This window comes from Diaphorobacter aerolatus, from assembly GCF_014489535.1.
GTDB classification, from domain to species: domain Bacteria; phylum Pseudomonadota; class Gammaproteobacteria; order Burkholderiales; family Burkholderiaceae_C; genus Diaphorobacter_A; species Diaphorobacter_A aerolatus.
In genome coordinates this window covers 2,148,156-2,160,178 of record NZ_CP060783.1, presented here as the reverse complement: position 1 = coordinate 2,160,178, position 12,023 = coordinate 2,148,156, and the positions used below count along the sequence as shown (strand labels likewise).

General features: G+C 59.1%; 16 protein-coding genes, 1 tRNA gene and 3 pseudogenes. All 20 read left to right on the top strand.

Translation table 11 applies throughout. The annotated features are described in order from the left end of the window. Positions 1 to 29 precede the first annotated feature (29 nt). Complete coding sequence (gene rplN, locus H9K75_RS10000) at positions 30 to 398, top strand: 50S ribosomal protein L14 (RefSeq protein ID WP_187725991.1); 369 nt, start codon at positions 30 to 32, stop codon at positions 396 to 398. A gap of 11 nt (positions 399 to 409) precedes the next feature. Continuing rightward, positions 410 to 730: a 50S ribosomal protein L24 gene (rplX, locus tag H9K75_RS09995; protein ID WP_187725660.1), complete on the top strand. Its 321-nt coding sequence runs from the start codon at positions 410 to 412 to the stop codon at positions 728 to 730. A gap of 9 nt (positions 731 to 739) precedes the next feature. Further along, positions 740 to 1,279, top strand: coding sequence for a 50S ribosomal protein L5 (gene rplE, locus H9K75_RS09990; protein ID WP_187725659.1), 540 nt, complete (start codon positions 740 to 742; stop codon positions 1,277 to 1,279). Between the two features lie 7 nt (positions 1,280 to 1,286). Beyond that, positions 1,287 to 1,592 (top strand): 30S ribosomal protein S14, encoded by a 306-nt coding sequence (gene rpsN, locus H9K75_RS09985; RefSeq protein WP_187725658.1) that lies wholly within the window; start codon positions 1,287 to 1,289, stop codon positions 1,590 to 1,592. Between the two features lie 20 nt (positions 1,593 to 1,612). Further along, positions 1,613 to 2,008, top strand: a complete 396-nt coding sequence (gene rpsH / locus H9K75_RS09980) for a 30S ribosomal protein S8 (RefSeq protein ID WP_187725657.1) — start codon at positions 1,613 to 1,615, stop codon at positions 2,006 to 2,008. Positions 2,009 to 2,031: 23 nt separating this feature from the next. Further along, positions 2,032 to 2,565, top strand: coding sequence for a 50S ribosomal protein L6 (gene rplF, locus H9K75_RS09975; RefSeq protein WP_187725656.1), 534 nt, complete (start codon positions 2,032 to 2,034; stop codon positions 2,563 to 2,565). Between the two features lie 11 nt (positions 2,566 to 2,576). Continuing rightward, on the top strand, positions 2,577 to 2,942 hold the full coding sequence (gene rplR / locus H9K75_RS09970) for a 50S ribosomal protein L18 (protein ID WP_187725655.1): 366 nt from the start codon (positions 2,577 to 2,579) through the stop codon (positions 2,940 to 2,942). Between the two features lie 74 nt (positions 2,943 to 3,016). Beyond that, positions 3,017 to 3,478, top strand: a complete 462-nt coding sequence (gene rpsE, locus H9K75_RS09965) for a 30S ribosomal protein S5 (protein WP_187725990.1) — start codon at positions 3,017 to 3,019, stop codon at positions 3,476 to 3,478. Between the two features lie 14 nt (positions 3,479 to 3,492). Then, a complete protein-coding gene (rpmD, locus tag H9K75_RS09960) occupies positions 3,493 to 3,675 on the top strand; it encodes a 50S ribosomal protein L30 (protein WP_166067731.1) in 183 nt (60 codons plus the stop codon). An 11-nt stretch (positions 3,676 to 3,686) separates the two neighbouring features. Continuing rightward, positions 3,687 to 4,118, top strand: coding sequence for a 50S ribosomal protein L15 (gene rplO / locus H9K75_RS09955; RefSeq protein ID WP_187725654.1), 432 nt, complete (start codon positions 3,687 to 3,689; stop codon positions 4,116 to 4,118). Positions 4,119 to 4,140: 22 nt separating this feature from the next. Beyond that, a pseudogene (secY, locus tag H9K75_RS09950) lies at positions 4,141 to 5,453 on the top strand (preprotein translocase subunit SecY). Between the two features lie 162 nt (positions 5,454 to 5,615). Continuing rightward, positions 5,616 to 5,729 (top strand): 50S ribosomal protein L36, encoded by a 114-nt coding sequence (rpmJ, locus tag H9K75_RS09945; RefSeq protein ID WP_019576345.1) that lies wholly within the window; start codon positions 5,616 to 5,618, stop codon positions 5,727 to 5,729. Positions 5,730 to 5,750: 21 nt separating this feature from the next. Then, positions 5,751 to 6,116 carry a 30S ribosomal protein S13 gene (gene rpsM / locus H9K75_RS09940; protein WP_187725653.1) on the top strand — a complete coding sequence of 122 codons (366 nt, stop codon included), beginning with the start codon at positions 5,751 to 5,753 and terminating at the stop codon, positions 6,114 to 6,116. 18 nt (positions 6,117 to 6,134) lie between these two features. Then, positions 6,135 to 6,538: pseudogene (rpsK, locus tag H9K75_RS09935) on the top strand (30S ribosomal protein S11). 92 nt (positions 6,539 to 6,630) lie between these two features. After that, positions 6,631 to 7,253 (top strand): annotated as a pseudogene (rpsD, locus tag H9K75_RS09930) (30S ribosomal protein S4). Between the two features lie 116 nt (positions 7,254 to 7,369). Further along, positions 7,370 to 8,362 (top strand): DNA-directed RNA polymerase subunit alpha, encoded by a 993-nt coding sequence (locus H9K75_RS09925; RefSeq protein WP_187725652.1) that lies wholly within the window; start codon positions 7,370 to 7,372, stop codon positions 8,360 to 8,362. 125 nt (positions 8,363 to 8,487) lie between these two features. Beyond that, complete coding sequence (gene rplQ / locus H9K75_RS09920; protein ID WP_187725651.1) at positions 8,488 to 8,880, top strand: 50S ribosomal protein L17; 393 nt, start codon at positions 8,488 to 8,490, stop codon at positions 8,878 to 8,880. A gap of 41 nt (positions 8,881 to 8,921) precedes the next feature. Continuing rightward, positions 8,922 to 8,998 (top strand) — tRNA-Met (locus H9K75_RS09915). A 379-nt stretch (positions 8,999 to 9,377) separates the two neighbouring features. Further along, a complete protein-coding gene (locus H9K75_RS09910) occupies positions 9,378 to 10,658 on the top strand; it encodes an Hsp70 family protein (protein WP_404826420.1) in 1,281 nt (426 codons plus the stop codon). A 164-nt stretch (positions 10,659 to 10,822) separates the two neighbouring features. Then, a complete protein-coding gene (locus H9K75_RS09905; RefSeq protein WP_187725649.1) occupies positions 10,823 to 12,010 on the top strand; it encodes an ABC transporter substrate-binding protein in 1,188 nt (395 codons plus the stop codon). Positions 12,011 to 12,023: the final 13 nt, after the last annotated feature.

The window sequence follows — 12,023 nt, the reverse complement described above, 5'->3', positions numbered from 1 at the left end:
TGATTCCGGTGCAAGTTGGGAATATTGAAATGATCCAGACAGAAACTCGGTTAGACGTCGCCGACAATACCGGCGCGAAGTCCGTCCTGTGCATCAAGGTGCTCGGCGGCTCCAAGCGTCGCTATGCAAGCGTCGGTGACATCATCAAGGTGACCATCAAGGAAGCAGCACCGCGTGGCCGCGTCAAAAAAGGCGACGTGTACAGCGCAGTGGTGGTTCGTACAGCCAAGGGCATCCGCCGTGGCGATGGTTCGCTTGTCAAGTTCGACGGCAACGCAGCAGTGTTGCTGAACGCCAAGCTGGAGCCAATCGGCACCCGCATCTTCGGCCCCGTGACGCGTGAACTTCGGACTGAAAAGTTCATGAAGATCGTGTCGCTGGCACCTGAAGTTCTCTAAGGACACGACTTATGAACAAGATTCGCAAGGGCGATGAAGTCATCGTGCTCACAGGGCGCGATAAGGGCAAGCGCGGCACGGTTGCGCTGCGCAAGGATGACTCCCACGTTGTCGTGGAAGGCATCAACCTAGTCAAGAAGCACGTCAAGCCGAACCCGATGAAGGGTACGACTGGCGGTATCGTGGAAAAGGCCATGCCGATCCACCAGTCCAACGTGGCAATCTTCAACGCCACCTCGGGCAAGGCTGACCGCGTGGGCATCAAGGTGCAGGCTGACGGTTCGCGCATTCGCGTGTTCAAGTCCAACGGCGCCGAAATCAAGGCAGCCTAAGGAGTCAACATGGCACGTCTGCAAAAATACTATCGCGAAAAGATTGTTGCTGAACTCACAGAAAAGTTCGGCTACAAGTCTCCCATGCAAGTTCCGCGTCTCACCAAGATCACCCTGAACATGGGTGTGAGCGAGGCCGTAGCTGACAAGAAGGTCATGGACCACGCTGTGGCCGACCTCACGAAGATCGCTGGCCAGAAGCCTGTGGTCACCAAGTCCAAGCGCCCGATCGCCGGTTTCAAGATCCGCGAAGGTCAGGCCATTGGCTGCATGGTGACGCTGCGTGGCGTTCAGATGTATGAGTTCCTGGACCGTTTCGTGACCGTGGCCCTGCCGCGCGTTCGTGACTTCCGTGGTATCTCCGGTCGCGCTTTCGACGGCCGTGGCAACTACAACATCGGCGTCAAAGAACAGATCATCTTCCCTGAAATTGAGTACGACAAGGTCGACGCACTGCGTGGTCTCAATATCAGCATCACAACGACAGCCAAGAACGACGAAGAAGCCAAGGCTCTTCTCCAAGGCTTCCGTTTCCCCTTCAAGAACTGAGGCAGCGATGGCTAAAGTAGCTTTGATCCAGCGCGAACTGAAGCGCGAAAAACTGGCCGCCAAGTACGCTGCGAAGTACGCAGAACTGAAGGCAATCGCCAACGACGCGAAGCGTAGCGATGAAGAGCGTGAAGCAGCCCGCCTGGGTCTGCAAAAGCTCCCCCGCAACGCCAACCCGACCCGTCAGCGCAACCGCTGCGAAATCACTGGCCGCCCACGTGGCACGTTCCGCCAGTTTGGTCTGGGTCGCGCAAAGATCCGTGAACTGGCTTTTGCTGGCGACATCCCCGGTGTCACCAAGGCCAGCTGGTAAGCAGGCAGGAGAGATACAACATGAGCATGAGTGATCCCATCGCTGACTTGCTGACCCGCATTCGCAATGCGCAAATGGTTTCCAAGGCATCGGTTTCGGTGCCATCTTCCAAGGTGAAGGTAGCCATTGCCCAAGTGCTGAAGGACGAGGGTTACATTGACGGCTTCCAGGTCAAGTCGGAAGACGGCAAGTCCGAACTCCAAATCACATTGAAGTACTACGCCGGTCGCCCAGTGATCGAGCGTATCGAGCGCGTGAGCCGCCCCGGCCTGCGTGTCTACAAGGGTCGTGATTCCATCCCTACCGTGCAGAACGGTCTGGGCGTGGCAATCGTCACCACACCCAAGGGTGTGATGACCGACCGCAAGGCACGCGCTACCGGTGTGGGTGGCGAAGTGCTTTGCTACGTCGCTTAACGTGGCATTGAGGAGAAACTGAAATGTCCCGTGTAGGCAAATCCCCGGTAACCGTCCCGCAAGGCGTGGACGTGTCCATGAAAGACGACCAGATCAGCGTGAAGGGTACAGGCGGCACTTTGTCCCTGAACTCCAACGCTCTGGTGAAGGTGTCTCTGGAAGACGGCAAGTTCACATTTGCCCCTGCCAATGAGTCCCGCGAAGCCAACGCCATGAGCGGCACCATGCGTCAGCTGGTGAACAACATGGTTGTGGGCGTGAGCAAGGGTTTCGAAAAGAAGCTGACGCTGATCGGCGTGGGCTTCAAGGCTGCTGCATCGGGTTCCAAGCTGAACCTGGCAGTGGGCTATTCGCACCCTGTGAACTTCGAGATGCCCGCTGGCATCACTGTGGCGACTCCCACGCCGACGGAAATCATCCTCAAGGGTGCTGATCGTCAACGCGTTGGCCAGTTGGCTGCAGAAATCCGCGCTGTGCGTCCTCCCGAGCCATACAAGGGCAAGGGCATCCGTTATTCGGATGAAAAGGTCGTCATCAAAGAGACCAAGAAGAAGTAAGGAGCTGCAAAATGTTGACAAAGAAAGAGCAGCGTCTTCGTCGTGCTCGTCAGACCCGCATCCGTATTGCCCAACAAGGCATTGCCCGTCTGACAGTGAATCGTACGAACCTCCATATCTACGCGACGCTGATTTCCGGCGATGGCGCCAAGGTGCTGGCTACGGCCTCCACTGCGGAAGCCGACGTGCGCAAGTCGCTGGGCGGTGCAGGCAAGGGCGGCAACGTCTCGGCTGCACAGGCCATCGGCAAGCTCATCGCTGAGAAGGCAAAGGCTGCCGGCGTTGAAAAAGTGGCTTTCGATCGCGCTGGTTTCGCATACCACGGCCGCGTGAAGGCTTTGGCTGAAGCTGCCCGCGAAGCGGGTCTGCAGTTCTAAGCGGAGCGGATAAAAATGGCAAAGTTTTCCCCAAGGTGCAAGACGAAGGTCGTGACGACGGTCTGCGCGAAAAAATGATCGCGGTGAACCGCGTCACCAAGGTTGTGAAGGGTGGTCGTATTCTCGGCTTCGCTGCACTGACCGTGGTTGGCGACGGTGATGGCCGCGTTGGCATGGGCAAGGGCAAGTCCAAGGAAGTGCCTGCTGCTGTGCAGAAGGCCATGGAAGAAGCCCGTCGCAACATGGTGAAGGTTTCGTTGAAGGACGGCACCCTGCACCACACCGTGAACGGTCACCATGGCGCTGCATTCGTGATGGTTGCTCCGGCCCCTAAGGGTACCGGCATCATCGCTGGCGGCCCGATGCGCGCAGTGTTCGAGGTGATGGGTATCACCGACATCGTTGCGAAGAGCCACGGCTCGTCCAACCCTTACAACATGGTTCGTGCAACGTTTGACGCACTGGCAAATTCCACTACTCCCGCAGAAGTGGCAGCCAAGCGCGGCAAGAGCGTTGAAGACCTGTACGCCGCCTGATTGAGAGGCACGCAATGACAACGCAACAAACAGTCAAGATTCAACTGGTGCGCAGCCCTATCGGCACCAAGGAATCGCACCGCGCCACCGTGCGTGGCCTGGGTCTTCGCAAGCTCAACAGCACCAGCGAACTCAAGGACACGCCCGAAGTGCGCGGCATGATCAACAAGATCAGCTATCTGGTCAAAGTCCTCTGAAAGGATTGATGATGGAACTCAATAGCATCAAGCCTGCAGACGGTGCAAAGCACGCCAAGCGTCGCGTGGGCCGCGGTATCGGTTCGGGTCTGGGTAAGACCGCCGGTCGTGGTCACAAGGGTCAGAAGTCGCGTTCGGGTGGCTACCACAAGGTAGGCTTCGAAGGCGGTCAGATGCCTCTGCAACGTCGTCTGCCCAAGCGCGGTTTCAAGTCGCAGTCGTTGAAGTTCAACGGCGAAGTGACTCTGACTGCACTGTCCGCACTCGGCCTGGCCGAAGTGGATGTCGCTGCATTGAAGAATGCAGGCCTCGTGGGTCAACTGGTCAAGTTCGTGAAGGTGATCAAGTCGGGCGAAATCGCCACGGCTGTGAAGCTCAACGGCATTGGCGCGACTGCGGGTGCAAAGGCTGCGATCGAAGCAGCCGGCGGCTCCATCGCCTGATCTGGTAACTAGAAAGGCATCCGTGGCTACTAACGCAGCGCAAATTGCGAAAACGGGCAAGTTCGGCGACCTGCGTCGTCGGCTGATGTTTTTGTTGCTGGCGTTGGTCGTATACCGCATCGGGGCGCATATCCCCGTGCCGGGCATCGACCCCGCTCAGCTGCAGCAGCTGTTCAGTGGCCAACAAGGTGGCATTCTGAACCTGTTCAACATGTTCTCGGGTGGAGCGCTCTCGCGCTTCACGGTGTTCGCACTGGGGATCATGCCGTACATCTCGGCATCGATCATCATGCAGCTCATGACCTACGTGGTCCCGACATTTGAGCAGTTGAAGAAGGAAGGCGAAGCCGGTCGTCGCAAGATCACGCAGTACACCCGTTACGGGACGCTGGGTCTGGCGCTGTTCCAGTCGCTGGGTATTGCCGTCGCTCTGGAGAGCTCCGCTGGTCTGGTGCTGAACCCCGGGTTCGGCTTCCGCATGACGGCCGTTGTCAGCCTCACCGCTGGCACCATGTTCCTCATGTGGCTGGGCGAGCAGATCACCGAGCGCGGATTGGGCAATGGTATTTCCATCCTGATCTTCGGTGGTATCGCGGCTGGTCTGCCCAGTGCGATCGGTGGCATGTTCGAACTCGTACGCACAGGCGCCATGGGCCCGCTGGCTGCAATCCTGATCATCGTGATCATTGCGCTGGTGACCTACTTCGTGGTGTTCGTCGAGCGCGGCCAACGCAAGATCCTGGTGAACTACGCGCGGCGTCAGGTGGGCAACAAGGTCTATGGGGGTCAATCTTCCCATCTGCCTTTGAAGCTCAACATGGCCGGCGTGATCCCCCGATCTTTGCTTCGTCCATCATCTTGTTGCCTGCTACTGTGGTGAACTGGTTCAGTGCCGGTGAGTCCATGCGCTGGTTGAAGGACATCGCGGGTGCTCTCACCCCGGGTCAGCCGATCTACGTGTTGCTCTACGCTGCTGCAATCATTTTCTTCTGCTTCTTCTACACGGCCCTGGTTTTCAACAGCCGCGAGACAGCAGACAACTTGAAGAAGAGTGGTGCGTTCATTCCGGGTATCCGTCCCGGCGAGAACACCGCACGCTACATCGACAAGATCCTGGTGCGACTGACACTCGTGGGCGCTGTGTACATCACATTCGTCTGCCTGTTGCCGGAGTTCCTGATCCTGAAGTACAACGTGCCGTTCTATTTTGGCGGCACCTCCCTCATGATCATCGTGGTCGTGACCATGGACTTCATGGCCCAGGTTCAGAACTACATGATGTCGCAGCAGTACGAGTCGTTGTTGAAGAAGGCGAACTTCAAAACAACGATCTGAGACTGAGGCAAGCAGGTTTTGGGCGAATGCGGCATAATGCTGGGTTCGCCTGAAAGCAACGGCAAATTGATGCCCTTCGATCTATCGCGGGCACAAAATTTTGTATGAGACTTTGTGTTCCGCTGCTCGCAGCCGGGACGATTGGAAATTTAGGAGAACGCAATGAGAGTTTCGGCTTCGGTCAAGAAGATTTGCCGCAACTGCAAGATCATCCGACGCAAGGGCGTTGTGCGTGTCATCTGTACAGATGCACGCCACAAGCAGCGCCAAGGCTGATTGAGACATTAGAGGACGCAAATGGCACGTATCGCTGGTATCAATATTCCTCCGCATCAGCATGCCGAGATTGGCCTGACCGCCATCTATGGCATCGGTCGCACTCGCGCTCGCAAGATCTGCGAAGCATGCGGAATCGCCTTCGCCAAGAAGGTCAAAGACTTCACTGACGCAGATCTCGAAAAGATCCGCGATCAAATCGCCCAGTTCACCATCGAAGGTGACCTGCGTCGCGAAACCACCATGAACATCAAGCGTTTGATGGACATTGGTTGCTATCGCGGCTTCCGCCATCGCCGAGGCCTGCCTATGCGTGGCCAGCGTACGCGCACCAATGCACGCACTCGCAAGGGTCCGCGCAAGGGCGCAGCGGCACTCAAGAAGTAAAGAGATAGGTAGAGCACCATGGCTAAATCTCCCGCAAACAATGCTGCCCAGCGTGTTCGCAAGAAGGTTCGCAAGAACGTTTCTGACGGCATCGCACACGTGCACGCATCGTTCAACAACACGATCATCACCATCACTGATCGCCAAGGCAATGCCCTCTCGTGGGCTTCGTCCGGCGGCCAGGGTTTCAAGGGTTCGCGCAAGTCGACTCCGTTTGCTGCTCAGGTAGCTTCGGAAGTGGCTGGCCGCGCCGCCATGGAACAAGGTATCAAGAATGTCGACGTCGAGATCAAGGGCCTGGCCCAGGTCGCGAATCGTCGGTGCGCGCTCTGGGCGCGCTGGGCATCCGCATCACCTCGATCTCCGATGTGACCCCGGTTCCCCACAACGGCTGCCGCCCTCAGAAGCGTCGTCGTATCTAATCGATTCATAAGCCCACCGCCACCGTTGCTTTCAGCGATGGTGGCTCCCGTACTGGTCAAACAGCACGGCAGATGAAAACAAGGAAGCTCAAGTGGCACGTTACCTCGGCCCAAGGCCAAACTCTCCCGCCGTGAAGGCACCGACCTGTTCCTGAAGAGCGCCCGTCGCTCGATTGCGGACAAATCCAAGTTCGACACCAAGCCCGGCCAGCACGGTCGCACTTCGGGTGCTCGTACCTCCGACTACGGCCTGCAACTGCGCGAAAAGCAAAAAGTAAAGCGCATGTATGGCGTGCTGGAGAAGCAATTCCGCCGCTATTTCGAGATGGCCGACAGCAAGAAGGGCAACACCGGCGCCAACCTGCTGTCCGTGCTCGAATCGCGTCTGGACAACGTCGTGTACCGCATGGGCTTCGGCTCCACACGTGCTGAAGCACGTCAACTGGTGTCGCACAAGGCCATCACCGTGAACGGTCAATCCGTGAACATCGCTTCCTACCTCGTGAAGGCTGGTGATGTGGTTGCCGTGCGTGAGAAGTCCAAGAAGCAGGCTCGTATCGTCGAAGCCCTGCAACTGGCTCAACAAGTGGGCATGCCTGCTTGGGTCGAGGTGAACGCAGACAAGGTCGAAGGCACCTTCAAGAAGTCTCCTGACCGTGACGAATTCGCAGCCGACATCAACGAATCGCTGATCGTTGAGTTGTATTCGCGCTAATTCGCTGCCAGGCTGAAGTTATCGAGAAACTGTTCCTGAACCGCGAGGCATCGCGGTTTAGGCGCTTCACTAGCCTTACCGGTGTAACGAGCTGGGGGTATTAAGAGGAAGTTCGCATGCAAACCAATTTGCTGAAGCCCAAGGCAATTAACGTTGAGCAGCTTGGTCACAATCGTGCCAAGGTCGAGTTGGAGCCGTTCGAGCGGGGTTATGGCCATACATTGGGCAATGCCATCCGTCGCGTGCTGCTGTCCTCCATGGTGGGTTATGCCGCCACCGAAGTGACCATCGCCGGCGTGCTCCACGAGTACTCGTCCATTGATGGCGTTCAGGAAGACGTAGTCAACATTCTTCTGAACCTGAAGGGTGTGGTCTTCAAGCTGCACAACCGTGACGAAGTGACGCTGAGCCTGCGCAAGGACGGCGAAGGCGTTGTCACCGCACAGGACATCCAGACTCCGCATGACGTCGAGATCGTCAATCCGGATCACGTGATCGCCCATCTGTCTGCCGGCGGCAAGCTGGACATGCAGATCAAGGTCGAAAAGGGTCGTGGCTATGTGCCCGGCAACCTGCGCCGCTATGCTGACGAGTCGACCAAGTCGATTGGCCGCATCGTTCTGGACGCATCGTTCTCACCGGTCAAGCGCGTGAGCTACACCGTGGAAAGCGCTCGTGTGGAGCAACGTACCGACCTGGACAAGCTGGTCGTCGAGATCGAAACCAACGGTGCCATCACCGCTGAAGACGCAGTGCGCGCCTCCGCCAAGATCCTGGTGGAACAGCTCGCGGTGTTCGCTCAGCTCGAAGGCGGCGAACTGGCGGCATTCGATGCGCCGTCCGGCTCGCGCAACAACGCGACGTTCGATCCGATCCTGCTGCGTCCCGTGGACGAGCTGGAACTCACCGTGCGTTCGGCCAACTGCCTCAAGGCAGAGAACATCTACTACATCGGTGATCTGATCCAGCGCACCGAGAATGAGTTGCTCAAGACGCCGAATCTGGGTCGCAAGTCGCTCAATGAAATCAAGGAAGTTCTTGCCTCGCGTGGCCTCACGCTCGGCATGAAACTCGAGAACTGGCCACCGGCGGGTCTCGACAAGCGTTGATCTTCAACGCTATAATCGCGGGCTCTCTCGGGCATTGCTTTAGAGAGCCTCGCAAAATACGCGTACCGCGCAGCGGCTAGTACCTGATCCGGCTAGCCGCTTTAAATTTAAAAAAGGAAATTCCCATGCGCCACGGTCTCGGCCTTCGCAAATTGAATCGCACCAGCTCGCACCGCCTCGCGATGCTGAAGAACATGATGAACTCGCTCATCGAGCACGAGGCCATCAAGACTACCGTTCCCAAGGCAAAGGAACTGCGCCGCGTGATCGAGCCCATGATCACTCTGGCCAAGGTCGACACCGTTGCCAACCGTCGTCTGGCGTTTGACCGCCTGCGCGACCGTGACAGCGTGACCAAGCTGTTCAACGACCTCGGCCCGCGTTTCAACGCGCGTCCAGGCGGCTACACACGTATCCTGAAGATGGGTTACCGAGTGGGTGACAATGCACCGATGGCTTATGTCGAGTTGGTCGACCGCGCCCCGGAAGTCGCAGAAAATAACGAATCTGCCGCTTAATTCAAATTGAACCTCGAAAATAGGTTATAATTTCAGCTTACCGCGCGATGGAGCAGTCTGGTAGCTCGTTGGGCTCATAACCCAAAGGTCGGAGGTTCAAATCCTTCTCGCGCAACCAAATCGAAAAGCCCGCTTTTAACCAAGCGGGCTTTTTCATTTTGAACATCTAGGGCCTGTTCACACAACCCACGGGGTCGCGCAAGCCAGACAGGACCGCCCATGCTAGGCGCGTGACGCCGCGCGGGTAGGCACCCGCGCAAGGAATGCAACGCCGCAGGGGCGGCCCTGCCTGGCTTGCCCGAAGGGTTGCGCAGTCTTGGGCGGTCTGCGGCGTTGCAGTCTCTCGCAAGGTACCTACCTTGCTTCGAGCCTGCGCCTTGCATCCCATCCCAAGACTGCACAACGCGATCCCGTGCGTTGTGTGAACAGGCCCTAGTAGTGTCGTGAACGAGGTGGTCTCGCGGGCCGCAGGCAAATGCGGTCGCTGCGAACGCGCCATGACAGATTCTTTCGCCAGCGCCATGACAGATTCTTCTCCCACCGCAGCCGGCACGCTCGGCATTGACTTCGGAACTTCCAACTCCGCTGCCGCCTGGCGCGCGCCCGGCGAACCGTCGCGTCTGCTGGCGCTCGAAGGCGGGTTCACCGGCATGCCGACAGCGCTCTTCATCAACACCGAGGAGCATCGCACGCACTTCGGGCGCGATGCCATGCGGCAGTATCTGGAGGGCGAGCCGGGCCGCCTGATGCGATCGCTCAAGAGCCTGCTGGGCAGCGCGCTGCTGCAGGAGAAGACCCTGGTTCACGACAGGCTCGTGAGTTATCAGGACATCATCTCGCTGTTTCTGCGCCACGTTGCGAAAAAGGCGCAGCTCGCCCTCAATGGCCGATTGCCCGAACGCGTGGTGCTCGGACGTCCGGTGCACTTTGTCGACGAGCACCCGGAACGTGATCGCGAGGCGCAGAACGCGCTCGCCGCTGCGGCGCGCGATGCGGGCCTGGGCGAGGTGAGCTTTCAGCTCGAACCGATTGCGGCGGCACTGGACTACGAGCAGCGCCTGAGCGAAGAAACCATCGCGCTGGTGGTCGACGTCGGTGGCGGCACGTCCGACTTCACGGTGGTGCGGCTTGGGCCCGGCCACGCAGGCAAGCACAATCGCAGCAGCGACATTCTCGCGACCGGTGGCGTGCACATCGGCGGCACGGATTTCGATCACCGGCTCAACGTCGAGCAGGTCATGCCCCTGCTCGGCTACCGCCATATCGGCCCGGGTGGCCGAGAGGTGCCGAGCAGCGTGTTCTTTGATCTCTCGACCTGGCATTTGATTCAGTGGCTGTATGCGCCCAAGGCGATTGCGGCGGCGCGCGATCTGCGCACCAACTACGCCGATCCGCGTCTGCACCAACGCCTCATGCAGGTGCTCGAAGAACGCGAAGGTCACCGGCTCGCGGACGCCGTGGAGCAGGCGAAGATCGGCGCGTCCAGCGCGCATCTGGCCACGCCCATCGACCTGAACTGGCTCGAACGCGATCTCGGCGCGCAGATTTCGCCCGAGGATCTGCAGACGCGGCTGCACGGCCTGCTCGGCCAGGTGGTCAGTTGCGCGCAGAACTGCGTGCGCACTGCCGGAGTTGGCGCGCCTGGAGCCATTTACCTGACCGGCGGATCCTCCGCGCTCACCGCGCTGCGTGACGTGCTGCGCACCGCGTTTCCCGATACACCGCAGGTCGAGGGCGACCTGTTCGGCGGCGTCGCCACCGGGCTTGCCTATGCATGACGTCCTTGGCAGATTTCCAACGTGCTCGATGGCTTCGGGATAAACCCGGGATGCGTTCCTGTTGATAGCCGCTACATTGATTCTGGTGATGGGGGCCCCACTCGTGTGGAGCGCCGCCGTGTCTGGATAGGGCTGTGAAAATCAACACGATAGGAGACGCGAGCATGAAGAAAGCGATTTGCCACTGGGTGGTGGGCGCCCTCGGAACCTGGGCCGTGGCGGGCGCGCAGGCGCAGGACATCAAGATCGGCTACACCGCCGACCAGTCGGCCAGCGGTGTGGCCGAACTCGGCATTGCCGGTCGCTGGGGCTTCGAGGCCGCAATCGAGGACATCAACAAGGCAGGCGGCATCATGGGCCGCAAGGTCGTCGGCGTGGTGCGCGACGATCAGGGTACGCCGCCCAAGGCGATCCAGACGGTGCAGGAGTTGATCGACAGCGAGAAGGTCAGCGGCATCGTCGGTCCGGCCAATTCGGGCAACGCGCTCGCCTGGCTGCACATTCCCCAGCAGAAAAAGATTCCGGTGGTCGTGCCGATTGGTACGGCGACCGAAATCACCACGCGCTACGCCAAGGAGCCGCAGAACTACCTGTACCGCATCTCCATGGTGGATCGCGAGCAGGTCTCGCTGCTCGGCGCCTATGCGGTGAAGGCCTCCAAGGACAAGAAGATCGCGATTCTGGCCGACTCCACTGGTTACGGCCAGGGCGGCATCAAGGATGCGACCGAGATCCTCGCGCTGCATGGCGTGAAGCCCGTGGCGGTGGAAAAGTACGGTCCCAAGGACACCGACATGACCTCGCAGCTCAACAAGATCAAGGCTGCGGGTGCCGACACGGTGATCATCTACGGCATTGCGGACGGCGCCGCGCAGGTGCTGCGCAGCATGGAGAAGGTCAACTACATGCCGATCACGCTTGGCACCTGGGGCAACCTGAGTTCGCTGCTGCCCAAGATGGCGGGCACCAAGCTCGCCGAACACCTGATCATGGCGGCGTCCACCACCGAGGACACTTCGGCCAGGACCAAGGCGCTCGGCCAGCGCGTGCGCGTGAACTTCCCCACGCTGACCACTTTTCCCTGCTCCGCCCAGGCCTATGACTCGGTGATGCTGCTGGCCGCCGCGATGAAGCAGGCCAACAGCACCGATGGCGATAAGGTCGCCGCGGCGCTCGAGAGCCTGAACAAGACCGAGGGCGTGATCAAGACCTACGACAAGCCGTTTTCCAAGACCAACCATGAAGGTCTGAGCGTGAGCGATTTCTATCTCGCGCGCTGGAAGGGCAGTGAGGTCGTGCGCTTCGAGGACGATGTCTACAAGTCTCTCAAGCCCGCCGATCTGAAGAAGTGATCCGGTGAAATAT

Bases quoted from the DNA above. Each gene is read 5' to 3' on its own strand.
- rplX (WP_187725660.1), top strand. From the start codon at position 410: ATGAACAAGATTCGCAAGGGCGATGAAGTCATCGTGCTCACAGGGCGC.
- rpmD (WP_166067731.1), top strand. From the start codon at position 3,493: ATGACAACGCAACAAACAGTCAAGATTCAACTGGTGCGCAGCCCTATC.
- rplO (WP_187725654.1), top strand. From the start codon at position 3,687: ATGGAACTCAATAGCATCAAGCCTGCAGACGGTGCAAAGCACGCCAAG.
- rplF (WP_187725656.1), top strand. From the start codon at position 2,032: ATGTCCCGTGTAGGCAAATCCCCGGTAACCGTCCCGCAAGGCGTGGAC.
- rpsE (WP_187725990.1), top strand. From the start codon at position 3,017: ATGATCGCGGTGAACCGCGTCACCAAGGTTGTGAAGGGTGGTCGTATT.
- rplE (WP_187725659.1), top strand. From the start codon at position 740: ATGGCACGTCTGCAAAAATACTATCGCGAAAAGATTGTTGCTGAACTC.
- rplR (WP_187725655.1), top strand. From the start codon at position 2,577: ATGTTGACAAAGAAAGAGCAGCGTCTTCGTCGTGCTCGTCAGACCCGC.
- rpmJ (WP_019576345.1), top strand. From the start codon at position 5,616: ATGAGAGTTTCGGCTTCGGTCAAGAAGATTTGCCGCAACTGCAAGATC.
- rpsM (WP_187725653.1), top strand. From the start codon at position 5,751: ATGGCACGTATCGCTGGTATCAATATTCCTCCGCATCAGCATGCCGAG.
- rpsN (WP_187725658.1), top strand. From the start codon at position 1,287: ATGGCTAAAGTAGCTTTGATCCAGCGCGAACTGAAGCGCGAAAAACTG.
- rpsH (WP_187725657.1), top strand. From the start codon at position 1,613: ATGAGCATGAGTGATCCCATCGCTGACTTGCTGACCCGCATTCGCAAT.
- rplQ (WP_187725651.1), top strand. From the start codon at position 8,488: ATGCGCCACGGTCTCGGCCTTCGCAAATTGAATCGCACCAGCTCGCAC.
- rplN (WP_187725991.1), top strand. From the start codon at position 30: ATGATCCAGACAGAAACTCGGTTAGACGTCGCCGACAATACCGGCGCG.
- H9K75_RS09905 (WP_187725649.1), top strand. From the start codon at position 10,823: ATGAAGAAAGCGATTTGCCACTGGGTGGTGGGCGCCCTCGGAACCTGG.
- H9K75_RS09925 (WP_187725652.1), top strand. From the start codon at position 7,370: ATGCAAACCAATTTGCTGAAGCCCAAGGCAATTAACGTTGAGCAGCTT.
- H9K75_RS09910 (WP_404826420.1), top strand. From the start codon at position 9,378: ATGACAGATTCTTTCGCCAGCGCCATGACAGATTCTTCTCCCACCGCA.